Here is a 26,066-nt window from a genome sequence, read left to right on the forward strand (position 1 = left end):
TTTTGCTGAATATAAATTCTGCAAAGGTTTTAGATATGGTAAAACAGGTAAATATATCCTGTCCAGTATGTTCGGTATATCTGCAATTGGTTTGATAGGTAGTCTGATCACTGCTACAATTGGTGCAGTTATTGTCTTATGGCTTGTCTCAGTGTTTAGCAGGCCGCGGGGAGATTAGCAGGTCTTGGATTATAGATCTTTTTTGTCTGTAAAAAACATCCCGATCATTTTTGAAAAACATCCCGATGATTTTCAAAAATGATCGGGATGTTTTGTTTTTTTGAAGGGTAGTGCGTCCGGGGGTCGAACCCGAGTTTCCGCCGTGAGAGGGCGGCGTCCTGGACCACTAGACGAATGCACCATTTGTATCGTTTAGCTTGTTGCTGTACGACGATGCAAAATTAGTGATAATTTTAAACCGTCAAATTATTACTCTATTTTTTTTGAAGATTATTTTTATACTTTCTGTCATTATGTAAACTAAAGATGGCACATCATCTCTAAAAGGCGTTAAAATTGGGCATGATTTCGTTTATTTTTCGTTGTTCGTCCTGTTTATTTATTCTACCTTTGCCTGCTGTAATTGAACGAAATATTCAATATTACTAATACCAAGTTTTATAAACAACTAATATTATGGCAGAACTAAAAGAAAAACTTTTCTCAGAATTCGCTCCCATATCTACTGAAGAATGGATGGCGAAGATTACGGCCGACCTGAAAGGGGTACCGTTTGAGAAAAAGCTTGTATGGAAAACAGGCGAAGGGTTTAATGTAAATCCTTTCTATCGTGCAGAAGACATCGAAGGTCTGAAAACTACCGAGTCTCTTCCCGGTGAATTTCCGTATGTTCGGGGTACGAAAAAAGACAACGACTGGAAAGTACGCCAGAACATTGAAGTAAAATGTTTTAAAGGTGCAAACGAAAAGGCCCTCGATTTACTGAACAAAGGTGTTAACTCTCTTGGATTTATTATCAAGGGCGATGAAGTAAATGCTGAAAATATTGCTGCATTGCTGGATGGTATTTGCCCGGAATGTGTGGAACTTAATTTCAACACTTGCAACTGCAAAGCTGAGAAGCTGATCGGTATTCTGGCGGATTACTTCAAGGGTAAGGGCGCAGATCTGAGTAAGTGTTTTGGTTCTGTTAATTATGATGCATTCAAGAAACCTTTAGTAAAAGGCAAAGACAACGAAAACTGGGTAGAAGCCGCCGCCGCCGTGCTCAAGGCTGGTAAGGCTCTGCCTCGCTACCGTGTATTGGCTGTAAATTCATTCTATTTCACGAATGCAGGAGCTTATATTGCTCAGGAATTAGGTTTCGCTTTAGCTTGGGGTAACGAATTGATGGCTAAATTGACAGAAGCCGGATTCGAAGCTGACGAAGTTGCGAAGAAGATCAAATTCAATATGGGTATCAGCTCTAACTACTTCATGGAAATTGCTAAGTTCCGTGCAGCACGTTGGTTGTGGGCTGAAATCGTGGCTGCCTACAATCCTGTTTGCCACTGTCCGTCGGAATGTCCTAATAAGGCAGAAAACGGAATGTGCCGCTGCGCTTGTAAGATGGTTGCCCATGCGCAGACTTCAGAATGGAATATGACAATTTACGATGCTCACGTAAACTTGTTGCGTTCTCAGACAGAGGCTATGTCTGCTGCTATTGCAGGTGTTGATTCAATCACTGTCCGTCCGTTTGATAAAACTTATCAGACTCCGGACGATTTCTCCGAACGTATTGCCCGCAATCAACAATTACTGTTGAAAGAAGAATGCCATTTTGACAAGGTAGTTGATCCGTCTGCAGGCTCATATTATGTAGAAGTTCTTACAAACTCTATGGCTGATGTAGCTTGGAAGTTGTTCCTGGAAACAGAAGAAAAGGGCGGTTTCGGTGTTGCTGCCAAAGCCGGTGAAATCCAGAAAGCAGTAAATGCTTCTAATGATGCCCGTAAGAAGAATGTTGCTACCCGTCGTGAAATCCTGTTGGGATCTAACCAGTTCCCTAACTTCAACGAAGTAGCTGCCGGAAAGATAAAAGAAGAAGCTTCTTGTTGCTGTGGTGGCGGTCATTGTGGCGAGGCTACAGTTACTGCATTGGACTTCTCTCGCGGCGCGTCACAGTTTGAAGCTTTGCGTCTGGCTACTGAAAAGAGCGGAAAAGAACCGAAGGTATTTATGCTTACTATCGGTAATCTGGCTATGCGTCTGGCTCGTTCTCAGTTCTCTAGTAACTTCTTTGGTTGTGCCGGATATAAGATAATTGACAACTTAGGTTTCGATACAGTTGAAGCCGGTGTAGATGCAGCTGTTAAGGCAGGTGCTTCTATTGTAGTTCTTTGTTCCAGCGATGATGAATATGCAGAATATGCTCCTGCGGCATTGAAGGCGTTGGCCGGACGTGCTCAGTTTGTTGTAGCTGGTGCTCCTGCTTGCATGGAAGACCTGAAAGCTCAGGGTATCGATCAGTTTATTCATGTTAAGAGTAATGTGCTTGAAACATTGCAGGCTTTCAACGCTAAATTAGGAATCGCTTAAGTAGAAACAATTATGAGACCGAATTTTAAAAATATAGATATAAAGAATGCCGGATTCGCAGCAACCAATGTTGCCGAATGGGCAAAAGCCAATGGCATTGAAGCCAATTGGAAAACACCCGAACACATCGAGGTGAAACCCGTATATACAAAAGAAGACCTCGAAGGCATGGAACACTTGAACTATGCTTCCGGTCTGGCTCCTTATCTGCGTGGCCCGTATAGTGGCATGTACGCTATGCGTCCCTGGACAATCCGCCAGTACGCAGGTTTCTCTACAGCAGAAGAGTCAAATGCTTTTTACCGTCGTAACCTGGCTTCAGGCCAGAAAGGTCTGTCTGTAGCATTCGACCTTCCGACTCACCGTGGTTATGATGCCGACAACGAACGTGTAGTAGGCGACGTTGGTAAGGCCGGTGTATCTATCTGCTCACTGGAAAACATGAAAGTTTTGTTTGCTGGCATTCCATTGAACAAGATGTCTGTATCTATGACAATGAACGGTGGCGTACTTCCTGTTCTGGCATTTTATATCAATGCCGGCTTGGAACAGGGTGCTAAACTGGAAGAAATGGCAGGTACAATCCAAAACGATATCCTGAAAGAATTCATGGTGCGTAATACTTATATTTACCCCCCGGAATTTTCAATGAAGATTATTGCTGATATCTTTGAATATACATCACAGAAGATGCCGAAATTCAACTCTATCTCTATTTCCGGTTACCACATGCAGGAAGCCGGTGCTACCGCAGATATAGAAATGGCTTATACATTGTGCGACGGTATGGAATACCTCCGTGCCGGCGTAAATGCAGGTATCGATGTGGATGCATTCGCTCCGCGTTTGTCATTCTTCTGGGCTATCGGCGTGAACCACTTCATGGAAATTGCCAAGATGCGTGCTGCACGTATGTTGTGGTCTAAGATTGTGAACAGCTTCGGCGCCAAAAATCCGAAATCATTGGCTTTGCGTACACACTGCCAGACTTCTGGTTGGTCATTGACAGAGCAAGATCCGTTCAACAACGTAGGCCGTACTTGTATCGAAGCAATGGCTGCAGCTCTGGGACATACTCAGTCTTTGCATACCAACGCTTTGGATGAAGCTATTGCATTACCGACAGACTTCTCTGCCCGTATCGCACGTAATACGCAGATTTATATCCAGGAAGAAACTCAGATATGTAAGGAAATCGACCCTTGGGCCGGTTCTTATTACATCGAGACATTGACCAACGAACTGGTACATAAAGGCTGGGCTTTGATTCAGGAAATCGAAAGCATGGGCGGTATGGCGAAAGCTATCGAAACCGGTCTGCCAAAGATGCGTATTGAAGAAGCTGCTGCACGTACACAGGCTCGTATAGACTCTGGTATCCAGACAATCGTAGGTGTTAATAAATATCGTTTACCGAAGGAAGATCCTATTGATATCCTTGAGATCGATAATACAGCCGTACGTAACGAACAGATAGCTGCTTTGAAGGTGCTGCGTGAAAACCGTGACGAAGCTGCTGTTCAGAAAGCATTGGCCGATATTACCGAATGTGTGAAGACAAAAAAAGGCAACTTGCTTGAATTGGCAGTTAAAGCTGCCGGTTTGCGTGCATCCCTGGGCGAAATCTCGGATGCCTGCGAAGTAGTAGTAGGTCGTTATAAAGCAATCATTAGAACTATATCAGGCGTGTATTCATCAGAATCAAAGAAAGATGCAGACTTCGAAAAGGCTTGTGAACTTACGGCTGAGTTTGCTAAGAAAGAAGGTCGCCAGCCCCGTATTATGATCGCTAAGATGGGTCAGGACGGACACGACCGTGGTGCAAAGGTTGTTGCTACAGGTTATGCAGACTGTGGATTCGACGTAGATATGGGACCCTTGTTCCAGACTCCGGCAGAAGCTGCCCGCCAGGCTGTAGAAAACGACGTCCATGTAATGGGTGTTTCTTCTTTGGCTGCAGGCCATAAGACTTTAATTCCTCAAGTAATTGAAGAGCTGAAGAAGCTGGGTCGTGAAGACATCATCGTTATTGCCGGAGGTGTTATTCCTGCACAGGATTACGATTTCTTATATAAGGCAGGAGTTGCCGCTATTTTTGGTCCTGGTACTTCTGTAGCTAAGGCCGCTTGCCAGATACTGGAAATCTTGCTTGGCGAATAAGCAATCAGAGCATAAGGCTTTTCTATAATAGAGGTTGTGTCAGAACGCTGGCACAACCTTTTTTATATGGTTCACAGTCCTGCTATATTGTCTTTTGCCTTTGCCGCTTAGATCCATGCGTGGTGTAAAACTATAGGGTGAGGCTTAGACACTCTCCTTGCAGGACTATCTCCCTACCTGGGGAGACTATTACTCCCTATCTAGGGAGATTCCTTCCCCCTATCTAGGGAGATTCCTTCCCCCCTACCTGGGGATGTTTTTTCTCCCTACCTAGGGAGATTGGTCTAACGGGGGGAGAGCGGGACGCCGAACGCGAGGCAGGAGGCTAAGACAAAGAGGGCGTGCAGGCGGTATATACGGGCTTGGGATAGTCTTTGACGCAACCTCTTTTTCTAGTGGCGGCCGAGGGTATATAAATAATGTGTAAATTCGCGGCGGTAACATTAATAACTTAGACTACTATGGGTATTGTTATAGGTATCGATGTGGGGGGCAGCACGACGAAAATCGTTGGTGTTGCTGATGGGAAAATAAAGAATCCGATGTTTGTAAAAGCAACAGATCCTGTGACTTCGCTTTTCGGGGCTTTGGGTAAATATATTTATGATAATGATATTTCGTTGTCTACAATAGAGAAAGTCATTCTAACCGGTGTGGGTAGTGCATATATAGACCAGCCGCTTTATGGTTTGCCAACGGCGAAAGCTGACGAGTTTTTGGCTAATGGTTTAGGAGCTCAGTATATGACAGACCTGAAAGACCTGCTTGTTGTCAGTATGGGTACGGGAACTTCGATTGTCAAGGTGATGAATGATAAGGTTGAACATATCGGAGGTCTGGGGGTTGGCGGCGGAACTATCCTGGGACTGTCCAAATTGTTGTTGAAGACACAAGATTTTCACCATATTGTTTCACTGGCCGAACACGGTTCTCTTGACAATATCGATTTGCAGATAAAGGACATTACCCGCTATCCGTTGCCAGGCTTGCCGCTCGATGTTACGGCTTCGGTTTTCGGAAAAGCCGATGCTAATGCGCCGGCCGAAGATGTGGCATTGGGTATTGTACACATGGTTCTGCAAACCATTGGCCAATGTACGATCTTCGCTTCTTTGAACAGTACGATCAAAGATTTTGTACTGATAGGTAATTTGACGCGTTTGCCACAATGTGCCGACATCTTTCCGCGTCTGGAAGAAATGTGTAACGTGCGTTTCCTGATACCGGCACATGCCGAATATTGTACAGCCATAGGCGCTGCTCTTGCATATATAAATAAAAAGATATGCCGGGAGGTTGGTTGATATAAAACTTTATGTATCTTTGTCACAAGCTTTGTTTCCGTATTGCAATCGCAAGAAGGAATTAAAAGGGAATCGGGTGTAAATCCCGGACAGTCCCGCTGCTGTAAACTTCGTAAACGGATTGGACAACACCATTGCCACTGTTCTTCGTAAGAATGGGAAGGCGTCCAGACCGGAAGTAAGTCAGAAGACCTGCAAAGCCGGTAAATTTCAGACGGCCTCGAGGAAAGACCGGAAGAGAGAACAAAAAGAACCGTCCGCGGTTTCCTCTTATTCTTTTATCCATTCGTTTGTCAAAGAGGCACGTTGTATAACGTTGTCTTTAATTATTTTGCCATAATAATTAGGAAAAGAAGCACGGTCTACAGACGGGATGAGCTCCGTTTCGGCCCGTGCTTTCCTTTTTACGGATGTTTGAACACTTGTTGGGGAATATTTGTTTATTAGGTGAAAAGTCTGTTTATTTGCAGCCAGGAATACAATTAATAAGAGAAAAATATGAAGAAAATAGCAGGACTCCTTTTAATAGCTTTATTCGCTTTGACCGTTGTTCCGGCGAAAGCTCAGGTTAAATTCGGTATTAAAGGTGGTGTGAATATCTCATCCGTACACTTTAATAAAGATATTCTTAACTCCAGTAATGTGACAGGGTTCCAGGTAGGGCCGATGATCGAAGCCATGATGCCGATGTTTGGTATGGGAATTGATGCGGCAGTCTTGTATTCCCAGAAAGGGGTGGATGCTTCCAACTCGATTAATTCGAAGAGCCTGAAGACCGATTATCTTGATATTCCCGTTAATTTGAAATGGAAATTCGGATTGCCTATCGTTAAGGTTTATCTGGCAGCAGGCCCTTATATCGGCTTCCGCGTAGGAGGAGATAAAATCTGGGATATCCCGGGACAGATTGACGGAGAATTAAAAGCAAAAAACTTTAATGCCGGGTTGAATTTTGGTGCAGGCGTGGAACTGATCAAACATTTGCAGGTAGGCTTCAATTACGGACTGGGCTTGACTGATGATTTTAGCGCTTCCAAGGTAGACCTGAAAGCAAAGAACCGCGGTTGGTCTGTTACAGCGGCCATTTTGTTCTGACAATATTTATAGATAAAGGAAGGCCGGACTAACAAGTCCGGTCTTTTTTTGTTACTTTTGGCTTGGCTTTCGCAGGGCGAAATTTCTGTTTACAAGTATTGAACGTTTCTACCGGTAAGTATAACGCATCAATACAAACGTCCGGCAGAGCAGCCCGAGAATAAGATGGTTCAAACAAGCGATAAAACGAAGAACAGAAGATGAAGTTTGCAGACGTGATACTCCCATTGCCTCTGGAGAATAGTTACACTTACCGTATTCCTGAGGATATGGAAAAAGCGGTGACGCCCGGTTGCCGTGTTATTGTACACTTCGGAAAGAAACGATATTATACGGCTATCGTAATGGCAGTACATGATAAGGAACCACTGTCTTCATTTGAAACGAAAGATATTTATGCTTTACTGGATGCTTCGCCTGTACTTCGCCGTCCACAGTTGCGTTTTTGGAAATGGATTTCGTCATATTATCTCTGTAAGCTGGGAGATGTTTATAAAGCAGCTTTGCCCTCGGGATTGAAACTGGAGAGCGAAACATCTGTGATTTACAATGAAGACTACGAAGCTGATACTCCATTACGTCCTAACGAGCAGAGCGTTCTGGATGCTTTTGGCGGCGCGTTGAAGCTGACTGTGTCCGAACTCGAAAAAAAAACCGGATTGCGTAATGTTGTTCCTGTTGTGGCTTCTTTGATGTCACGTGGAGCCGTAGAGGTTAGTGAAGAGTTAAAACGAGGCTTTGTGCCGAAGACTCGGACATTTATCCGCTTGGTAGAGACTTTTTATGATGAGGAAAAGCTTCAGGAGGTCTTTAATGAATTGAAAAGGGCAAAGAAACAGGAATTGTTGCTTGTTAGCTTTCTTGACCTCAGTCATACATTGAACCCGGTACTTCGCAAGGAGCTTTCTAAAAAAGAATTGCTGGAACGTAGCGGATTCACGTCTAATGTGTTGGATGGTCTGCTGAAACGAGGTGTTTTGGAATGTTATGAAAAGGAAGTAGGGCGTTTACAAATATCCGTTTGCCGTTTGCTTCCGTTGCTGCCACTTAGCGCTGCTCAAGAAAAGGCTTACGGTGATATCCATGATGTATTTAAAACCAAAGAGGTTTGCTTGTTGCATGGCGTTACTTCCAGTGGCAAGACGGAGGTGTATATTCATTTGATTGATGAGGTTCTGAAATTAGGACGCCAAGTTTTGTACTTGTTGCCCGAGATAGCTATTACTACACAAATAACAGAGCGGCTGGCTAAATTGTTTGGCAATCGCTTATTGGTTTATCATTCTAAATTCTCGGATAATGAAAGGGTGGAGGTCTGGAATAAACTTTTGCATGGCAATGAACCGATGCTGGTTCTGGGAGTCCGTTCGTCTTTATTCTTGCCGTTTAAAGATTTAGGGCTGATTATTGTTGATGAAGAACACGAGAATACTTATAAACAGCAAGACCCGGCTCCCCGCTATCATGCACGTAATGCGGCCATTGTGCTTGCCGGTATGCATGGAGCTAAAACGCTTTTGGGCTCGGCTACTCCATCTATAGATTCTTATTTCAATGCAACTACCGGAAAGTATGGTTTGGTGGAACTTTCCACCCGTTATGGAGACGTCTTGATGCCGGAAATAATACCTGTAGACATAAAGGAGTTGAAACGGAAGAAGATAATGAAAGATACACTTTTTTCGCCTTTGCTGGTGACAAAGATAAACGATGCATTAGCCGTTGGCGAACAAGTTATTTTGTTTCAGAACCGTCGTGGTTTTGCCCCTATGATAGAATGTAAGAGTTGCGGTTGGGTGCCCCATTGCGTAAACTGTGATGTAAGCCTGACGTATCATAAGATACATAACCGGCTAGTTTGTCACTATTGTGGTTATGCGATCCAGTTGCCACCTGCTTGCCCGGAATGTAAAGAAGCTGATTTGCGGATGATGGGTTTCGGTACGGAGAAGGTGGAAGAAGAGATAGCTGCACTTTTCCCTGTGGCTAAGGTGGAGAGATTGGATTTTGATACGGCTCGTACCCGCACCGCTTATGAGCGTATTATTTCGGATTTTGAACAAGGTAAAACGCAAATACTGATTGGTACGCAGATGCTTTCGAAAGGATTGGATTTTGGAAATGTCTCGGTTGTCGGGATTCTGAATGCTGATAGTTTGATGAACTTCCCGGATTTCCGTGCTCACGAACGGGCCTTTCAGTTGATGGTACAGGTCAGTGGACGTGCAGGCAGACGGGATAAACGAGGAACTGTTATTCTTCAGACTTCACAACCGGAACATCCGATTATCCGGATGGTACAACATTTTGCCTACAAAGAGATGGTAGGTTTGCAGTTGAGTGAGCGTAGTATGTTCCGGTATCCGCCTTATTATCGGTTGATAGTGCTGGTGCTTCGTAGCCGTAATGAATCCGTATTGTCGGAAATGTCTTCGATGTATGCCGGCAAGCTGCGTTTACATTTGGGAGAACGTGTCTTGGGACCGGTTACTCCACCTGTTACCCGTGTGCAAACATTGCATATAAAGAAAATTATATTGAAGATTGAAATAGCAGCAGCTATAGCTCCGGTACGGGAAATACTGGAGACAGTTTATGCGGAGATGATGCAATATCCTGCGTTTAAGCAATTGCTGGTGCATTATGATGTGGATCCGGCCTGAAAAATAATTGAAAATATAGATAATTATGGAAAAGAAGAAAACAAAGTTACTATTTGTGTGTTTCGGTAATATTTGCCGCTCTCCGTCAGCAGAAGCAGTGATGAAAAAAATGGTGAAAGATGCTGGGATGGCAGACCGCTTTGAGATTGATTCGGCGGGTTTGATAGGCTACCATCAAGGCGAAAAAGCTGATCCCCGGATGCGTGCTCATGCTGCGCGTCGCGGATATGTGTTGGAATCCATTTCCCGTCCGGTCTGTACATCGGACTTCTTTGACTTTGATCTGATTATTGGTATGGACGATCAAAATACAGACCGTTTGAAACAGAAAGCACCCGACCTGGAATCCGTACGGAAGATACATCAGATGACCGAGTATTCACGTAACAAATTATATGATTATATCCCCGACCCGTATTATAGCGGAGAAGAAGGTTTCGAACTCGTCCTCGATTTGCTGGAAGATGCGTGTGCGGGTTTGTTGGAGCACATCACTTCTTCAAATCCGGGTAGCTGATTCGGGTATGGTACATGATTTTTAGTTTTTCAACAAAGACGTTTTTTATCGTCTCTACATCTTTATATGTAAGAGGTGTGTTTCTTAATAATCCATCGGCAATCTGGCTATCTATAATTTTGTTTACCAACTGTTGTATGCCTTCTTCCGTATGCTCTTTGAGGCTTCGCGAGGCGGCTTCTACAGAGTCGGCCATCATTAAGACGGCGGTTTCTTTCGAGAACGGATTCGGACCAGGGTATGTAAATGCTTCTTCGTCTATCTCCTTGTCGGGATATTGATTCTTGAAAGAGTTATAGAAGTATTTTGCTTTGCCGCGTCCGTGGTGGGTACGGATAAAGTTGATTACGGCTTTTGGCAATCCTGCTTTCTCTGCAATTTTAACACCTTCGGTGATATGGCTAATGATGATTTGTGCGCTTTCGTCAAAGGCCAGCTTGTCATGGGGATTCACGCTGCTTTGATTTTCGGTAAAGAAAACCGGGTTGCTCATTTTTCCTATATCGTGGTACATAGCTCCGGTACGGACTAACTGCGAATCTGCTCCGATTTTGGCTGCTGCCTCAGAAGCAAGAATAGATACCTGCAGAGAGTGCTGGAATGTACCGGGGCAGGTTTCACTGAGCTTCTTTAATATCGGCGTGTTGATGTTGGATAATTCTACTAATGTGATACTTGATACGTAGCCAAAAGTCTTTTCCAACATATAAACCAATACGTAGGTAAACATCAGGAGGATGAAATTAATACCGAAATAGAGCATCATCATCCAGTTTATCTTTTTAAAGTCAGCTTCCTGGTAAATCGTGAGGCTGATATATACAATAGTGTATGACATAAAGATGAAGAATGCACAGCGGATTAATTGCGAGCGTTGCGACAATTCTTTCAAGCTGAATGTTACTACCATACCTGCGATAATTTGCAGGATCAGGAATTCGTGAGGGAAAGGTGCCATCAGCGAACAGATCAGAATTGTAACCAGATGTGTGAACAGAGCTGTTCTTGAGTCGAAAAACGTACGGATCACAATTGGCACAATGGCGTACGGCAGGATGTAAATGTTAAACAGTCCGTAAGTGACGCATAATTCTGTCAGGATACAACCGGTGAATATGCAGCTCAACAAGAAAAACGTATTTTTTTTATTGTGAAATATTCTTGGCCTGAAAGACCACAGGTATAACCAAAAACAAAACATGATACCAAAGACAAGTACAAACTGTCCGGCAAGAATGATGCTTTGCCGTTGCGTCCCTCCGGTTTTTGATTCGTGTACGGTTTTGAGGGAACGGAGTACGTTGTATGTATGGTTGTCTATGATTTCTCCGCGGTCTACAATGCGTTCTCCTGCTTGTACCATGCCGTTGGAGATGGAGACGCTTTGAAGTATGTCTGTCCGTACTTTTTCGGAGGTGCCCTGGTCGTAAGTGATATTTTCTTCCAGATAGTTATTTATGTCGCACGATTGCAGAACGGCTTTGTCCAGATGTGACGGACAATTATTGATGATGTATTCGTAAGCTGTTTTTACGGTGAAAAAATCGCTTATATAGCAAGGCCTGGCAATGTTGTTCTCGAGTAGATTCACTTTAAAGATATCTTCCTTTTTTAAATCTTCCAATGCTTGCGGAGAGATGACACCCTTGTTGTAAAGGTATATCAGGCTTTTTTCGATGTATTGCATATAAGCCGGGGTGGCTTTGCTGTGCAGTGTCGCGTTATAGTTGGTACGGAGCTTGGCTATTTCGTTGTTTTCTGTTTTTGTATCTAATCTGTAATAAGGTTCGAAATTCTTCAGGACGCTGTCTTTTTCTGCTTTTACTTCTTCGTCTGTCTTATAAATAGGGAAGTCACTTGGAGCAGTTAGCAATCCGTAACGCCACGGTTTACCTTCGTAAAACTGATACCGGAACTTTCCTTCGCGCGGAAAAAAATAAGCGATCAGCAAAGCTGATACGATAAAGTAGATAACGGAAGGTATGCTGTAACTCTTTAATTTCATAATTGATGTTTCTTTGTCGGGGCGAAATGTACATAAAAAAGTTTACTATGAGAAATAAAAGATGTACTTTTGCCGCATTATTAAAGGTAAGCACTATGACTCAAAGAAAAGTAAGAGTACGTTTTGCACCCAGTCCTACGGGGGCGTTGCATATTGGTGGTGTTCGTACTGCTTTATACAACTATCTATTTGCAAAACAACAAGGTGGAGATTTGATTCTCCGTATAGAAGATACAGATTCACAACGTTTCGTTCCCGGAGCAGAAGATTACATAATCGAAGCTCTTACCTGGTTAGGCATTAAGTTTGACGAAGGAGTAGGGTTTGGCGGAAACTACGGCCCGTACCGCCAGAGCGAACGTAGAAATATTTATAAGAAATATGTAGACCAGCTTCTGGACGCCGGTCATGCCTACATCGCATTTGATACCCCTCAGGAACTGGAGGCTAAACGCGCTGAAGTATCCAACTTCCAGTATGATGCTTCCACCCGTTTGCAAATGCGCAATTCGCTTACACTTCCGGCAGATGAGGTAAATGCATTAATCGAAGCAGGAAACCAATACGTGGTGCGTGCCAAGATAGAACCCAACGAAGATATTCATGTAAACGACCTTATCCGTGGCGAAGTTATTATCAACTCTTCTATTCTGGACGACAAGGTACTTTATAAGTCGGCAGACGAGCTTCCCACATATCATTTGGCAAATATTGTAGACGACCATCTGATGGAAGTAACCCATGTTATCCGTGGTGAAGAATGGTTGCCAAGTGCTCCGTTGCACGTATTGCTCTACCGTTTCTTTGGTTGGACTGAAACAATGCCTCAGTTTGCACATCTCTCTTTGCTCCTGAAGCCTGAAGGCAATGGCAAGTTGAGTAAACGTGACGGTGACCGTCTGGGTTTCCCTGTATTTCCGTTGGAATGGCATGATCCAAAAACCGGAGACATCTCGTCAGGATATCGCGAAAGCGGTTACTTACCCGAAGCTGTTGTGAACTTTCTCGCTCTCTTGGGTTGGAATCCAGGCAATGACCAGGAAGTGATGAGTATGGATGAACTGATACAATATTTTAATCTGTCTCATTGCAGCCGTAGCGGAGCCAAGTTTGATTATGAGAAAGGAAAATGGTTCAATCACCAGTATATTCAGCAAAAAAGCAATGAAGAAATTGCTGAAATGTTTTTGCCTTTTCTTGAAGAGCACGGCATAAAAGCAGAATTTGCATACGTAGAAAAAGTGGTAGCCATGATGAAAGACCGCGTAAACTTCGTGAAAGAATTATGGGACGTTTGTTCCTTCTTCTTCGTTGCTCCAACGCAGTACGACGCAAAGACTACGAAGAAACGTTGGAAAGACGAATCGGCTGCCCAACTAGCCGAACTGATAGAAGTATTACGCACACGTGAACCATTCGATATAGAAGGTACTGAAGCAGAAGTGAAAGCCTGGATTGAAAGCAAAGGCTATCATCTGGGAAATATAATGAATGCAACCCGCTTGGCTTTGGTAGGCGAAGGCAAAGGACCTCATATCTTTGATATTACCGAAGCATTGGGCAAAGAAGAATCTATTCGCCGTATTCAACGTGCAATAGAAATACTTAAATAACTGCAGATTGAGAACCGGACATGCTATGTACAGTTTATTAATACACTTCTATGCTTTCATTGTAGCGCTGATTTCTCCTTTTCATAAGAAGGCAAGGATGATGCGTTTGGGGCAATGGAAAACCAACTCTATATTAAGGAGCAAAATAGACCGGAATGCCAAGTATATCTGGTTTCACGCCTCTTCACTGGGGGAGTTTGAGCAAGGTCGGCCTATGATGGAAAAGATTAAGGCAGAACATCCTGATTATAAAATACTGCTTACCTTTTTCTCACCCTCGGGTTATGAAGTACGCAAGAATTATAATGGAGCAGATGTTATATGCTACTTGCCGTTTGATACGCCATACAGGGTGAAGAAATTTATTAATCTGGCAAATCCGGCTGTTGCCGTATTCATAAAATATGAATTTTGGGGAAACTACCTTAACGAGCTAAAGCGTCGTAATATACCAGTCTATATTATTTCTGCTATCTTTCGTCAGGATCAATTGTTTTTTCAATGGTATGGTTCTCCGTACCGTAAGATGTTGAGTTGCTTTAACCATCTGTTTGTACAAGACGAGCGTTCCCAAAAATTGCTTGAGGGGTACGGTATAACCAACGTTACAGTAGCGGGTGATACGCGTTTCGACCGTGTGCTGGGTGTTCGTAATCAGGCACGTGAAATCCCTTTGGTTGAGAAATTTGTAACAAATAAAACAGGCGGAAAACAGATAACCCTTATCGCAGGCAGCTCGTGGCCTCAGGACGAAGAAATACTGATACCTTACTTTAACGAACACCCTGAAATGAAATTAATCATCGCTCCGCATGAGATTCATCGTGAGCATTTGATGTATATCGAGTCGCTCTTGAAGCGCCCGTCTATCCGTTTGTCAGAAGCACATGATGACGACTTGACTGATAAATGTTGTCTTATCGTGGATAGCTTCGGGCTTCTTTCGTCTATTTATCGGTATGGCGATGTCGCTTATATAGGCGGCGGGTTTGGTGCTGGCATTCATAATACGCTTGAGGCTGCTGTATACGGGGTTCCCGTACTGTTTGGCCCACGGTATCATAAATTCAAAGAAGCCAGAGACCTGATTGCTGTGAACGGGGGTTTTGCTGTTCAGGATGGAAAGGCTTTCAGGGGTAAGATGGATGAACTTTTGACTTACCACGAAGTGCTGGATGCTTCCGGTCGGGCAGCAGGAGATTTTGTAAAGAATAATATCGGAGCTACGGATAAAATACTGAAAGAATTAAGTAAAGATAAAAAGGTATTTTAATCCGGTTATAAAAGCCGTTTGGTCTAAAAAAAGACATGTCTTTCGCAATTGATTGACATGTCTTTTTTTAGATATACTATATGTTTGAAAGAGAGGGGGCTGCGCTATCCGCATTTAATGATGCGTTTTTGAGGCAGCCCCTTCGTTTTAATTTTCTTCGGCAAACATCGGATCCCATGCCGGGAGACGTACAGGTTGCTGTTTCATTACCTCTTTTACCTTGTCTGTAATGTATTTTTTGTCTATCACTAAACGGAACATATATTCGTCGAACCATTTGTCTGTCATGATCAGGTGGCCGGCGTTGGCGCCAGGTCCCCAGCTATTTTCCACCATCCACTTTTTCGGTTGGCCGTTTATGTCCAGATCCACAGCCATCAGCGTCATGGCGTGCGATGATCCGCTAGAGAAGGTCTGTATGCGTTGTTTCTTATCCATGCCGAATGTTGTTCCCATCAACGAACCATAATCATAATAATTTACATCGAGCAAACCACGTTCGCGGTCAAAGAACTTACCTACGTCGCAAGAAAAGTACATCATTGTACTGTCTTTGATAGAAGCTATTGCCATCTGTTTGATATCTTCGATGGGCAAATTTACGTACGTCCAGTTCTTTCCATCGTAGGCATGTCGGTCATAATCTATCTCATATAGTTTATAATATTCGCGGCTTGGGTCGTTCATCAGCATAACGTAGTCGTTTTTCAGGTCGTGTCCGATATATTCATTATAGAACGAGAGAGGTGTGTACTCTTTTGTTTCAACCGGATTGCCGGTCGCATCCTTGCGTGTCCAGATGAAAGTGGCAGGCGGTTCGCCCAGGCTGATAACAAGCATGCGGTAGACAGTTCCGAGCATTTTGGTTTTCTCTTTTTCCAAAACTTCCGTTGTCGTGCCTTTCACTGTGGCGAGTTCGCGCAATTGAAGGCCAAATTCTTTTAATTTCAATCCGATCAGGTTGCTTATTTTCGAGGTGTTTTCGCTACTGTAAGTTTCGGCCATCACTTCGGCAGGGACTACACCGTATTTAGTAAGAATATCCGAAACGCCGGTAAACTGTCCACCATCGCCAATCGGATTCTTGAACAACCATTCCACCATTTTGTCGTCCATCGGTTTCAATCGTGTGTCTATGATGCCTTGCAGAAAGAGGTTGGCTTTCTCCAGTTGATCCCAAAAGAAGGAATAATTTTGTGAAAACTGGAAATCTCCCATTTCATACTTGTCGATCGCTTCGGCACGTAGTACGTTTAGCCCGGTGAAAAGCCAGCAACGACCCGATGATTTCTGATTGGTAATGCCTTTGCTATTCACCTTATGGGAAAAGTATGTGTCGAAGTTGTTACGGTTCTCCCCGTTTACTGCCAGCTTGTTGATGTCGTTGTTGCCAATCGCATTGCGTATAGCCTTATCGGCCGGTGTGTTTTGATAAGCCTGCTTGATCTGCTGTAGCATCTGCGGCGTAATACTGCCCGGAGCCTGTTGTCCGTTGGCTGTAAGCGTAAGGCCTACCGCCAGTGCAGCCACCCATAAACTTGTATTTTTCATGTCTGCTGTAGATTATATAATTAAGTAGATTACAAATGTACATGAAAAACTTTGGAAATCTTGATTTTGTCATTTTGTGATGTAAAATAACTGAGTATATTTGTAATATGTGAGTCGTTTAAAGTTTTGTGTAACTTGAGAAGCTATTGGCGAGACATACTTATTGTGTGGTGGTATTTGGCAGTGTATGCTGTGCCAATATCTGAAAAAATACTTTATTGAGACGATATATGGAAGATTTGCCTTTGTTTCTGGTGGGTTTCATTCTTATAGCTGCAGGTTTTCTGGCCGGGAGATTTCCCGAATTACTTATGCGTTATAATTCTTTTCCGAAAAGAAAAGAAGATGATGTAGACTGGGCTGGTGCTGGAAAACTGGCTCGCAAGTATATGGCGATAGGAGGATTATGTCAGCTAGCAGGAACAGTTACGTTTGTTAAATTGGGGTTGAAGGAAGCGGTGATTGTCCTGGATGTACTTATTGTAATGACGGTGGTGATTCTATTTATAGCCAAATCCCGGAAATATAATTTATAGAGAGTATCTTTTTGTCTAAAATAAAAGAATCCGTAGCTTGCCGGTGAAACCGGGGGCTACGGATTCTTGTTTGTTATATTACCGTTATTGTACGGAAGGAATAAATTCTACTTTAAAGCATTACGGCTACAGTAGCCAAATATAGTTTTGTAGTTTTCATGATATATAATGTTTATTTCCAGATAAACCCATCCTGACGGATATGCCATACTGTACCATCAGGAGCAGGCATTGAGATTTCGTACATGGACGGGGTGGTGCTTAAGGTAATCTGCCTTGTTTGTTCTGTCGTACAGAATTCTTCCGGTTTCAGATCGGCAATATTTGAAGCATAGTTTCCAAATGCAGTAGCATATTCATTCTGACGGTAATATAAATTACGCAGAAGCCATTTGGTTCCTTCTGCCGGGTCCTTTACAAATGGAGTTTCTCCCGTTCCGGCAACTTTATCGGACAGTTGTATATAGCCCCAGTATTCGGGTAGGTGGATACTGACAATTCCCATCGGAGCCCAAATCCAATAGCTTTCACCTTTTCCTGTCTTTATGTATTTATTGTCTTTTATTACAGCCGGCCATTGTACACGCATGAAGTTCATGCGTAACAAATCTCCCGCTTCCGGTTTCTCCTTACCCCGTGTCATTTGGTATATGGAACTCCATGGGAAGAATATTTCCAGGCTCCACGATTTATCAATATCTTTCGGATTGTTTAGCGTACCATCTACATGTATGGCCGATTTCATGCCTGCTGTTTCCCAGTTGCTCAGCGTTTGTGCTCCGTCGCGATAGGGTTTGGTGAGGAACAGATCCCATTCGGTACCGAGTGCGTTGACTTCATACTCCAAATAGTTGTGTGTGTTGTTTCCTGGTTCGATAAACAGTTCGAAGGCATTGTCCAGATAGATGATAGAGTCGTGTTTTGTAATAGTAGCCCATACGTGGGGTTCTTCCAGAAATGCCCCGATGTACATACCCTGTTCATCATAAGCAACCTTTACCTCTGTTTTCAATTTCGGAGCTGAACGGGTGTTTCCTTCTATGTCCACAAATTCGGAAATAGCCGGAATAGAACCCCATTCTCCGGCAGTCAGTTTCCCGTCGATCTGAATGGGGGCAGATGTTTTGTAACATACATATTCCGGCGGATTATACGCAGGCATAGCTTTGTATTCAATCTCTTTGTCTTTAGAAGCAGGTTGATTACATGAAACCAGCAATAAAAAGCCGGCCAGTAAGTTGTGTTTTATCATGATATCCTAATTTAATAGTTAACAATTATTTTTTTTATTTCCAAACCAAACCATCCTGGCGGATATGCCATACTGTACCATCAGGAGCAGGCGCTGATATTTCGTACATAGATGGTGTTGTATGCAATGTCAGTTGCTTGGCCTGTTTGGGAGAACATAGTTCTTCGGGCTTCAGGTCAGCAATGGAAGATGCATAATTGCCGAAAGTGGCTGCATATTCATTCTGACGATAATATAAATTACGCAGAAGCCATTTGGTTTCTTCCGCCGGGTCCTTTACAAATGGAGTTTCTCCTGTACCGGCAACTTTGTCGGACAGTTGTACATAGCCCCAGTATTCGGGAAGATGGATGTTGATTACACCGGTAGGAGCCCATACCCAGTTGTATTCGCGTATTTTGTCTTCACCTTTGATCGGTACTTTTACGTATTTGCCGTTTTGTACGTCCGTTGTCCATTCCACACGGGAAAAGTTAACGCGTATTTGCTCACCGGCTTCGGGTTTTTCCTTGCCGCGCATTACCTGATAGATAGTGCTCCAGGGAATGAATATTTCTGCACTCCATGATTTGTCGGTATCATTCGGATTATTCAATGTTCCGTCAACATAAACTGCCGATTTCATTCCGGCAAGTTCCCAGTTGTTTAATACTTGCGGATTGTCACGGTAAGGTTTGGTGAGGTATAGATCCCATTCGGTACCGAGAGCATTTACTTCATATTCCAGATAGTTATGCGTATCGTTGGATGGGTTGAGGAAAATCTCAAAGTCGTTATCGTTAAAAATTACGGCATCGTGCTCCGTTATGTTTGCCCAAACGTGAGGCTCTTCCATCAATACGGCAAAATACATACCATTGTCATCGTATGCCATTTTAGCGCGTGTTAGAAAGAGTGGTTTAGGTTGTTTGTCACCTTCGATATCTACAAAATCTGTAGTCCAGGGTACGGCGTCCCATTCTTGGGCAGAAAGCTTTCCGTCTACTTTAATAGGTGTTGGCGTTTTATAACACACATAAGTTGGCGGATTGAAAGAGGGTTGAGGTGTATAAGTAATCTCTTTAGTCTTGGATGCCGGCTTCGTACACGAGAGCAGGATAAGAGCGGCCATAGGAGCCGCAATTAGAATTGTTCGTTTCATTTGTGCTTATTTTTATTTGTGTTTTTATTATCAAGCATATCCATAGCAGCACCTAACCAAGTGTCTATATCTGCCGGATAGTGTTGGAATGTATATTTTTTATCCCGCTTATGGCCAAGACGTACAATGACGGCATTCTTTTCAGGGATCACAAATACGTATTGCCCCAGGATTCCTCTCATATATGGAATGCGCATTCCGTTGTAGTCAAGATTCCAGAACTGGAAGCCATAGTTCTTGTTTGTTTCTTCCGTTTCATTGAGTAATAAGGTAGAATCGGGAGTAATAGCTTCTTGCAGGTAAGCTGGTGATACAAGTTGTTGCCCGTCGTCCCAACTTCCTTTGTTTAATACCAGTTGTCCGAAGCGGGCAAAGTCGCGTGCGTTACTGTTGAAGCAGCAATATGCTTTTTCCGTACCATCTTTTTTGTCAAGGCTCCATAGTGCATCTTCTTCGGCATGCATGGGGGTCCATAGCTTGCGGGAAACGTAGGAAGAAAGTTTTTCACCCGTTGCTTTCTCCAGAATGAATGCCAGAAGTTGGGTAACCCCGCTCTGATAATTGAAATACTTTCCGGGTTCTTCAATTTCTTTCATTCCGAAAGCGATCTTTTCCAGATTATTGCCGTAATACAACTGGGTGGTAGGTGAAAAAGGAGAGGTGTAAGCTTCCCGAAAATCGACTCCGGCACTCATCGTTAATAAATGGCGAAGTGTAAGTTGTTTACCGTTAAACCCTTTGAATTGGGGAATAAAGTCGCTTACCGGCTGGTCTACATTCCGAATGAAACCATCGTCAATAGCACATCCTACCGCCAGTGATACAATGCTTTTTGCCATTGAAAACGAATTGCTGTGTGATTCGGGTGAATAATCCTCCCAGTATTGTTCAAACAATAAAGAGTCGTTTTGAATAATGATAAAAGCTACTGTGCCCAATTCATTGAAGACCTGGAGGTATTTTTCCGGTATGGATTGTGTGTTGTAATTTTCCGAAACCTTCCATGGTTCGGGTGCTCCGGCCTTAACGATGCGATTCTCGAAAATCGGATATTGGTCGATTTTTGGAAAAAGGTGAACGGCTGCGCGCCGCAGGTAGTAGTTGGAGGGCAATGCCAGATAGCCTCCGATACAACAGATAACCAATAGTATTGCCCATCCTGCCTTTTTCATTTACTTTTCCCCCTCTTCTTTATACCAGGATGAATACATGTGATAATTCTTTGCAATTTTCTGGTTGATCTCTTTGGCTTGTTCCGGATCGACCTTTTTTACGAACTTGGCAGGAACACCGGCATAGATACTGCCCGGCTCCACAATCGTTTTGCTAAGTACAACCGAGCCGGCAGCTATTATAGCACCTTCGCCTATTACGGCATGGTCTAGCACAACCGAACCCATTCCGATAAGAGCGCCGTTGCATATCTTTGCTCCATGAATTGTTACGTTATGGCCTACCGATACATCATCACCAATCTCGATGGTCGATTTTTCGTATAAAGTATGCAATACGGAACCGTCTTGTATGTTCACTCCATTGCCGATACGGATGGAATTTACATCGCCACGCAGTATAGCTCCAAACCATATACTGCAACCTTCGCCAATCTCTACATCGCCAACTATTGTGGCGTTGTCTGCAAGAAATGTGTCTTTACCGATTTTTGGGGTAAAGCCACGTACGGATTTAATTAATGCCATTTAGATTTCTGTTGTTTTATTCTTTAACCATTCTTTTTCTGTTTCGTTCAGATAAGGGCTTAGTTTGTCATATACCATCTGATGATACTTATTCAACCAGGTGCGTTCGCGTACGGAAAGCATTGGAATAAGGATCGGCCGGGTATCGATAGGACAGAGGGTGAGTGTATCGAAGCCGAGGAATGTGCCGAATTCTGTTTCGCTGTCTTCGCGTACGGTAATCAGGTTTTCGATTCGGATGCCATATTCATCGGTACGATAAAGCCCCGGTTCATCACTTATAACCATGCCCGGTTTGAGTGGAACAGGATTTTCTTCCATACGGATGCTTTGCGGGCCTTCGTGTACATTAAGGCAATGCCCGATGCCATGTCCGGTACCATGCAGATAGTTCAGACCGGAGTCCCACAATGCTTTGCGTGCAAGTATGTCCAATTGAGAACCGCGTGTCCCAGCAGGAAATTTTGATTTAGCCAAGCTGATTGTACCTTTCAGCACACGGGTGTAATCTTTTTTCATGGCTTCCGAAAGTTCTCCGAGTGCAATCGTACGGGTAATGTCGGTTGTACCGTCCAGGTACTGGGCACCGGAGTCTATAAGCAAGAGGTTTTCGGGCTTCAGTTCTGTATCTGTATCCGGAGTTGCTTCATAGTGTACGATGGCACCGTGAGCGGCATATCCGCAGATGGTAGCAAAACTGTCCATGATATATTGCGATTGTTCCGACCGAAGGGATGTTAGTTTTTTTGCAGCGCTCATCTCTGTTACTTTGTGCCCCGCCTCCATTTCTTTCTCCAGCCAGATAAAGAAACGGGTTAAGGCTACGCCGTCTTTCTCCATTGCGTTGCGGAATCCTTTTAACTCCGTTTCGTTTTTGACACTTTTCAGATGATTGGCAGGCGATATGCCTTCTATAATGGTACATTCGGAAGGAATTGCGTTGAACAGGGCAACATTAGTCTTGTTCGTGTCCACGAATATACGGCTGTTTTTTGCCAGGTGAATAAGGTATGATTGTATTTTGTTATAGTCAGCTAATATGACACCTTCTTTTTTAAGATGTTCGACTGTTTCGGTTGTCAGTTTTCGTGGGTCAATAAACAGTACGTTTTCTTTGTCGGATACGAATGCATAACTCACAACAACCGGGTTGTATTCTACATCTGTTCCACGAATATTAAATGTCCAGGCTATTTCGTCAAGAGCAGCAAGGATGATACCGTCCGCTCCGTTTGCGTGTAGACAGTCGCATATTTCATCTAGTTTCTCGTGTACTGATTTGCCACTAAGTTCTTCGGGCATTTCAAATAATGGATTAGCAGGTATAGCCGGGCGGTCTTTCCATATTTCGTTTATCAGGTCGGACGAAACATCCAATCTGATTTGTTTCCGTTTGAGTTTACTTTCGAGTGTGCGCGCATCGGTGACACTATAGGTTTTACCGTCCAATCCGACAGTTTGCCCTTCGTGCAGTTTATGTAATAAAAAGTCAGGGATAGAAGGGGTTTCAGGTAAAGCCATTTTATAAAGTTCAATACCGGAACCTTCCAGTTGTTTGGCCGCTTGCAGGAAATACCGCGAATCTGTCCATAAACCGGCTTTATCAGCGGTAATTACTACTGTACCGGCCGAACCATCAAAACCGGAAATCCATTCGCGTGATTTCCAGTGGCTTGCCGGATATTCACTGAGGTGCGGGTCTGAACTGGGGATGATGTAGGCATCCATCCTATGCTGCTTCATTGCTTCGCGCAGGGCGGCAATACGTTCGGGAATATTTGTTTTCATCGTATTGTGTATTTTGTCAACATTACTATTCGCAAAGTTAATCAAAATAATAATCAAAAGAAAACAGTACTTATTCTCTGTTATACGGGTAATTGATTAAACGTTTCAGTACGGCAGGGTATGTATCGCCTTCGCTTGTCCCGGCACCTTCCATGTAAACGCCGTTTGTAATGGAATCGCCAAAGCAGACAATCTTTTTTATTTTGGATAGATCGAAGATGGCTAGTAAATGACAATAGATGTAGTTTGCCAGTAGTTCGTTTCCTTTCTTTGTGAAATGAACGCCATCTACGGCGTTACTGTTTTTTAAGTTTATAATAATGTCGTCCGAGTTATGCCGGGGAATATTCAGATATTGAAGAAAACTCAGCAGATCGACAAAAGGAATGTTTTTTTCCTTGCAGACTTGTTTCATGGCATCTCTTCCTTGTTCCAGTTTTTTGATCGGAGAAATACCGAACTTTACCGAGTCGTGCCGTTGGTATAAATAAATAGGGTCTACCGTAGGCGGACTTACTAATACAACAGGGATATGATGTTCTATACATGAATCTGTTAATAGATTGATATTCTGTTTAAATGTTTCAACGGATACAAGTTTTTGCGTATTTAACAGGTCGTTCGTTCCGACGAGGATAATTACCATATCCGGTTGTTCGTTAATAACGTCTTTGTGTATGCGCTCTAACAATTGGCCGGAACTATTGCCGGGTATTCCCCGGTTAATAATTTCGGTAAAGCTCTGACTGTATAAATAATTGAATGGCATCACCAGAAACAGACTAAATAGTATGTTTATAATACAATGCATGGTTTCCGATTGTTTTGTGATTTATATAATTTATAAAGTATTCCATTATATTCCATGCCGGTGAAACATTCCGGTTTCAACAGCATGGAATTATGAATGATTGTTTTATTTCTATTCGGGCAATACTTAAGCAGGCCAATGAGTTTCCAGCCCTTGCGTACGTATCCATTTCTGGAAATCTTCCAATAACTCTTTGCGTTCTCTGACTGCGCGAGGTGGAACTTTTTTTGCTTTTGCGTATGTAATAAGCATACCTACAGCTTCGCCGATACCCCATTCCGTTGGATGTTCACGATAACAACCGTTTGTGATATGTGTTGTTCCTATATTTTTGTTTGCCGGTAACAGATTGTTCATTCGTTGAGGCAACAATGCTCCTAATGGAATCTGGTAAGGAAGAGATGCAAAGTCTATGTAATTGTCTCCTTCGTTGCTTGGATGCAAGTCTATGTGATAATATCCTAAACCTACGCTATCGTAGAAATCGGCCGCTTTCTTGCCTGCTGTTTTCCCGGCAACTAGTACCCGGTTTTCTGCACCTACATGTTCTTCAAGAATTGTAAATTCCGATTTGATACGTCTGGCTTCGCGGATGTACGGATATTTGGCCATACCATCCTCTGTTCCCATAACATCTCCTCTCAAACGCAGACCAGCCCATCCTGTTCCTCCGTCAGGACGGGGTGCTTCTGTTTGTAGCCAGTAGAAGAAACATCTGTTCATTTCCTTTGCGGCGTTGACATGTTTTTCAAATTCATCCTCCGATACATCAATCAGGTTGCCCTGCATGTAGTCTTGCTGAGGCCAGTTTACCATCGTTATATCTCCCTGATAAGTACCAGGAGTGAAGTTATGGCGGTTGATTATTTTACGATAGTTCCATAAATTCAAAACATCGCCGGTTGGCTCACCTTCGGGTTGGAATCCCAGTGTTTTGGGTTTCAGGGTACGTGGATCCGAATAAGCAAGGCTGAGTAATTTCCCTGACCATGCCGGAGTCAAGTTGGGGACATAGTTGCTCCAATGGTCGTAATTTTTTGGCCTATCAATTACCAGATTTGCTCCCGGAACATAATCCATTGCGAAACAAACTGTAAATGCTTGATTATTTCCTGGACGAGCTTTATCGGAAGCGTGAAGTTCATTTGTCTGCGCTTTCGATTCGGTTCCTGTTACATATTCGGTTCCTGTTAAGGGCAACAAATCTCCACATTCGGTAGCATCTACGAAATAAGGGGCAATCAGGGTAAGAGTACGGCCTTCTTTTTTATTATAAACTTGTACTGCTTTTACATTGTCGCCGTTGACATCTGCTTTTTTTACTTTATAGTCTGTCAATATAATGAGTTTGCCGTTACTCATGTATGGAGCTAGCATTTCTGTTAAAACGGCAACTGTAACTTTAGGTTCATGGCAAATGCGGGAAACGGAACCGTCTCCGGGATTTAAGAATTTCCGGTTGCGGGCTTCATCTGTCAATGGATAGTTGCGCTTGTAATAATCCATGACCCTAGTTCTATATTCCCGGTAGGTGGCAGGTGCCCCGTGCGTTTCTATCCACGGGTGTTCATCCGGTGGAACACCTTGCTGTGAAGCTTGCCCCCCGATCCAGTCGGTTTCTTCGGTCATTATTACATTCAATCCGTTACGGCAAGCTGCAAGAGCGGTTGCACATCCTCCCATACCACCACCTAAAATGATGATATCGGCTTCTAATTGGTTGGATAGACTATCTTTTATGCCTGGAATCTGCCCTTTTCCTGTGTTGGCAAAAGCCGAATATGGAAAGAGAAATTTACTGCCTCCGGCGATAGCTGCTAGTGCCAAAAAATTACGTCTTTTCATGTTGTTTAATTTAAGAAATGATTTTTATGAATATGAGATATTTTATAGTATCAGAAATGACAAATATAATGTTTTTTATTTATGAACTAAAATTTGAGAAAATAATTTAATAACTAAACGGATAAATTAGCAGAGAGCTTTTTTTATATTTTGACCGTTTTTGAAATCATCGGGATCTTTTTAGAAAATCATCGGGATGAATTTGTAAAAAGATCCCGATGATTATAATGAATGTCTTTTTCTGTTTGTCATTTATTTATAATTACTTATT

General features: G+C 43.2%; 19 protein-coding genes, 1 tRNA gene and 1 riboswitch. Of the genes, 10 read left to right on the top strand and 10 right to left on the bottom strand.

From position 1 onward, the window contains the following. Positions 1-67: 67 nt before the first annotated feature. Positions 68-178, top strand: a complete 111-nt coding sequence (locus tag ACYIB7_RS02785; protein WP_103984104.1) for a GlsB/YeaQ/YmgE family stress response membrane protein — start codon at positions 68-70, stop codon at positions 176-178. Positions 179-288: 110 nt separating this feature from the next. On the opposite strand, the gene ACYIB7_RS02790 is transcribed toward ACYIB7_RS02785, so the two are convergent. Continuing rightward, a tRNA-Glu gene (locus ACYIB7_RS02790) sits at positions 289-361 on the bottom strand. Positions 362-636: 275 nt separating this feature from the next. Between ACYIB7_RS02790 and mutA the strand changes: the two genes are divergently transcribed. The 6 genes from mutA to ACYIB7_RS02820 all read left to right on the top strand — a co-directional run bounded on the left by mutA (position 637) and on the right by ACYIB7_RS02820 (position 10,280). Then, a complete protein-coding gene (gene mutA / locus ACYIB7_RS02795) occupies positions 637-2,541 on the top strand; it encodes a methylmalonyl-CoA mutase small subunit (protein WP_103984103.1) in 1,905 nt (634 codons plus the stop codon). A 12-nt stretch (positions 2,542-2,553) separates the two neighbouring features. After that, a complete protein-coding gene (gene scpA / locus ACYIB7_RS02800; protein WP_103984102.1) occupies positions 2,554-4,701 on the top strand; it encodes a methylmalonyl-CoA mutase in 2,148 nt (715 codons plus the stop codon). A gap of 461 nt (positions 4,702-5,162) precedes the next feature. After that, positions 5,163-6,005, top strand: coding sequence for a type II pantothenate kinase (coaW, locus tag ACYIB7_RS02805; RefSeq protein WP_099463506.1), 843 nt, complete (start codon positions 5,163-5,165; stop codon positions 6,003-6,005). A 14-nt stretch (positions 6,006-6,019) separates the two neighbouring features. Beyond that, positions 6,020-6,219: riboswitch (cobalamin riboswitch) on the top strand. 284 nt (positions 6,220-6,503) lie between these two features. Continuing rightward, complete coding sequence (locus ACYIB7_RS02810) at positions 6,504-7,100, top strand: porin family protein (RefSeq protein WP_099463505.1); 597 nt, start codon at positions 6,504-6,506, stop codon at positions 7,098-7,100. A 200-nt stretch (positions 7,101-7,300) separates the two neighbouring features. After that, entirely contained in the window at positions 7,301-9,763 is a 2,463-nt protein-coding gene (gene priA / locus ACYIB7_RS02815) for a replication restart helicase PriA (RefSeq protein WP_480338034.1), read from the top strand. Between the two features lie 25 nt (positions 9,764-9,788). Then, positions 9,789-10,280, top strand: a complete 492-nt coding sequence (locus ACYIB7_RS02820) for a low molecular weight protein-tyrosine-phosphatase (protein WP_480338036.1) — start codon at positions 9,789-9,791, stop codon at positions 10,278-10,280. Here the strand turns inward: ACYIB7_RS02820 and ACYIB7_RS02825 are convergent. Next, on the bottom strand, positions 10,255-12,285 hold the full coding sequence (locus ACYIB7_RS02825; protein WP_103984099.1) for an HD family phosphohydrolase: 2,031 nt from the start codon (positions 12,283-12,285) through the stop codon (positions 10,255-10,257). The genes ACYIB7_RS02820 and ACYIB7_RS02825 overlap by 26 nt on opposite strands. Before the next feature lie 95 nt (positions 12,286-12,380). Between ACYIB7_RS02825 and gltX the strand changes: the two genes are divergently transcribed. Together gltX and ACYIB7_RS02835 are read left to right on the top strand one after the other, a co-directional pair. Next, entirely contained in the window at positions 12,381-13,898 is a 1,518-nt protein-coding gene (gltX, locus tag ACYIB7_RS02830; protein ID WP_480338439.1) for a glutamate--tRNA ligase, read from the top strand. Positions 13,899-13,923: 25 nt separating this feature from the next. Further along, positions 13,924-15,171 carry a 3-deoxy-D-manno-octulosonic acid transferase gene (locus tag ACYIB7_RS02835; protein ID WP_103984098.1) on the top strand — a complete coding sequence of 416 codons (1,248 nt, stop codon included), beginning with the start codon at positions 13,924-13,926 and terminating at the stop codon, positions 15,169-15,171. Between the two features lie 147 nt (positions 15,172-15,318). Here the strand turns inward: ACYIB7_RS02835 and ACYIB7_RS02840 are convergent, their stop codons facing one another. After that, complete coding sequence (locus ACYIB7_RS02840) at positions 15,319-16,722, bottom strand: C1 family peptidase (RefSeq protein ID WP_103984097.1); 1,404 nt, start codon at positions 16,720-16,722, stop codon at positions 15,319-15,321. 230 nt (positions 16,723-16,952) lie between these two features. On the opposite strand from ACYIB7_RS02840, the gene ACYIB7_RS02845 reads away from it, so the two are divergent. Continuing rightward, entirely contained in the window at positions 16,953-17,258 is a 306-nt protein-coding gene (locus ACYIB7_RS02845; protein WP_480338039.1) for a DUF3784 domain-containing protein, read from the top strand. A gap of 172 nt (positions 17,259-17,430) precedes the next feature. On the opposite strand, the gene ACYIB7_RS02850 is transcribed toward ACYIB7_RS02845, so the two are convergent. The 7 genes from ACYIB7_RS02850 to ACYIB7_RS02880 form a co-directional block, all read right to left on the bottom strand. Further along, complete coding sequence (locus tag ACYIB7_RS02850; protein ID WP_480338041.1) at positions 17,431-18,510, bottom strand: carbohydrate-binding family 9-like protein; 1,080 nt, start codon at positions 18,508-18,510, stop codon at positions 17,431-17,433. A gap of 34 nt (positions 18,511-18,544) precedes the next feature. Beyond that, the gene (locus tag ACYIB7_RS02855) at positions 18,545-19,651 is read right to left on the bottom strand and encodes a carbohydrate-binding family 9-like protein (protein ID WP_103984095.1); all 1,107 of its coding nucleotides are present in this window, start codon (positions 19,649-19,651) and stop codon (positions 18,545-18,547) included. Continuing rightward, the gene (locus tag ACYIB7_RS02860; RefSeq protein WP_480338043.1) at positions 19,648-20,823 is read right to left on the bottom strand and encodes a serine hydrolase domain-containing protein; all 1,176 of its coding nucleotides are present in this window, start codon (positions 20,821-20,823) and stop codon (positions 19,648-19,650) included. Before ACYIB7_RS02860 ends, ACYIB7_RS02855 begins: the two co-directional genes overlap by 4 nt. Next, the gene (locus tag ACYIB7_RS02865; RefSeq protein ID WP_099463494.1) at positions 20,824-21,351 is read right to left on the bottom strand and encodes a gamma carbonic anhydrase family protein; all 528 of its coding nucleotides are present in this window, start codon (positions 21,349-21,351) and stop codon (positions 20,824-20,826) included. After that, the gene (locus ACYIB7_RS02870) at positions 21,352-23,139 is read right to left on the bottom strand and encodes an aminopeptidase P family protein (RefSeq protein ID WP_103984093.1); all 1,788 of its coding nucleotides are present in this window, start codon (positions 23,137-23,139) and stop codon (positions 21,352-21,354) included. Between the two features lie 70 nt (positions 23,140-23,209). Next, positions 23,210-23,950, bottom strand: coding sequence for a GDSL-type esterase/lipase family protein (locus tag ACYIB7_RS02875; RefSeq protein WP_103984092.1), 741 nt, complete (start codon positions 23,948-23,950; stop codon positions 23,210-23,212). A 126-nt stretch (positions 23,951-24,076) separates the two neighbouring features. Then, positions 24,077-25,795 carry an FAD-dependent oxidoreductase gene (locus ACYIB7_RS02880; RefSeq protein WP_103984091.1) on the bottom strand — a complete coding sequence of 573 codons (1,719 nt, stop codon included), beginning with the start codon at positions 25,793-25,795 and terminating at the stop codon, positions 24,077-24,079. Positions 25,796-26,066: the final 271 nt, after the last annotated feature.

This window comes from Parabacteroides sp. KHUB-03 (assembly GCF_056640975.1).

Excerpts from the sequence above, each read along its gene's own strand:
- ACYIB7_RS02810 (WP_099463505.1), top strand. The coding sequence starts at position 6,504 with ATGAAGAAAATAGCAGGACTCCTTTTAATAGCTTTATTCGCTTTGACC.
- coaW (WP_099463506.1), top strand. The coding sequence starts at position 5,163 with ATGGGTATTGTTATAGGTATCGATGTGGGGGGCAGCACGACGAAAATC.
- ACYIB7_RS02860 (WP_480338043.1), bottom strand. The coding sequence starts at position 20,823 with ATGAAAAAGGCAGGATGGGCAATACTATTGGTTATCTGTTGTATCGGA.
- priA (WP_480338034.1), top strand. The coding sequence starts at position 7,301 with ATGAAGTTTGCAGACGTGATACTCCCATTGCCTCTGGAGAATAGTTAC.
- ACYIB7_RS02785 (WP_103984104.1), top strand. The coding sequence starts at position 68 with ATGTTCGGTATATCTGCAATTGGTTTGATAGGTAGTCTGATCACTGCT.
- ACYIB7_RS02825 (WP_103984099.1), bottom strand. The coding sequence starts at position 12,285 with ATGAAATTAAAGAGTTACAGCATACCTTCCGTTATCTACTTTATCGTA.
- ACYIB7_RS02850 (WP_480338041.1), bottom strand. The coding sequence starts at position 18,510 with ATGATAAAACACAACTTACTGGCCGGCTTTTTATTGCTGGTTTCATGT.
- ACYIB7_RS02865 (WP_099463494.1), bottom strand. The coding sequence starts at position 21,351 with ATGGCATTAATTAAATCCGTACGTGGCTTTACCCCAAAAATCGGTAAA.
- ACYIB7_RS02855 (WP_103984095.1), bottom strand. The coding sequence starts at position 19,651 with ATGAAACGAACAATTCTAATTGCGGCTCCTATGGCCGCTCTTATCCTG.
- scpA (WP_103984102.1), top strand. The coding sequence starts at position 2,554 with ATGAGACCGAATTTTAAAAATATAGATATAAAGAATGCCGGATTCGCA.
- gltX (WP_480338439.1), top strand. The coding sequence starts at position 12,381 with ATGACTCAAAGAAAAGTAAGAGTACGTTTTGCACCCAGTCCTACGGGG.
- ACYIB7_RS02820 (WP_480338036.1), top strand. The coding sequence starts at position 9,789 with ATGGAAAAGAAGAAAACAAAGTTACTATTTGTGTGTTTCGGTAATATT.
- ACYIB7_RS02875 (WP_103984092.1), bottom strand. The coding sequence starts at position 23,950 with ATGCATTGTATTATAAACATACTATTTAGTCTGTTTCTGGTGATGCCA.
- mutA (WP_103984103.1), top strand. The coding sequence starts at position 637 with ATGGCAGAACTAAAAGAAAAACTTTTCTCAGAATTCGCTCCCATATCT.
- ACYIB7_RS02870 (WP_103984093.1), bottom strand. The coding sequence starts at position 23,139 with ATGAAAACAAATATTCCCGAACGTATTGCCGCCCTGCGCGAAGCAATG.
- ACYIB7_RS02840 (WP_103984097.1), bottom strand. The coding sequence starts at position 16,722 with ATGAAAAATACAAGTTTATGGGTGGCTGCACTGGCGGTAGGCCTTACG.
- ACYIB7_RS02835 (WP_103984098.1), top strand. The coding sequence starts at position 13,924 with ATGTACAGTTTATTAATACACTTCTATGCTTTCATTGTAGCGCTGATT.
- ACYIB7_RS02880 (WP_103984091.1), bottom strand. The coding sequence starts at position 25,795 with ATGAAAAGACGTAATTTTTTGGCACTAGCAGCTATCGCCGGAGGCAGT.
- ACYIB7_RS02845 (WP_480338039.1), top strand. The coding sequence starts at position 16,953 with ATGGAAGATTTGCCTTTGTTTCTGGTGGGTTTCATTCTTATAGCTGCA.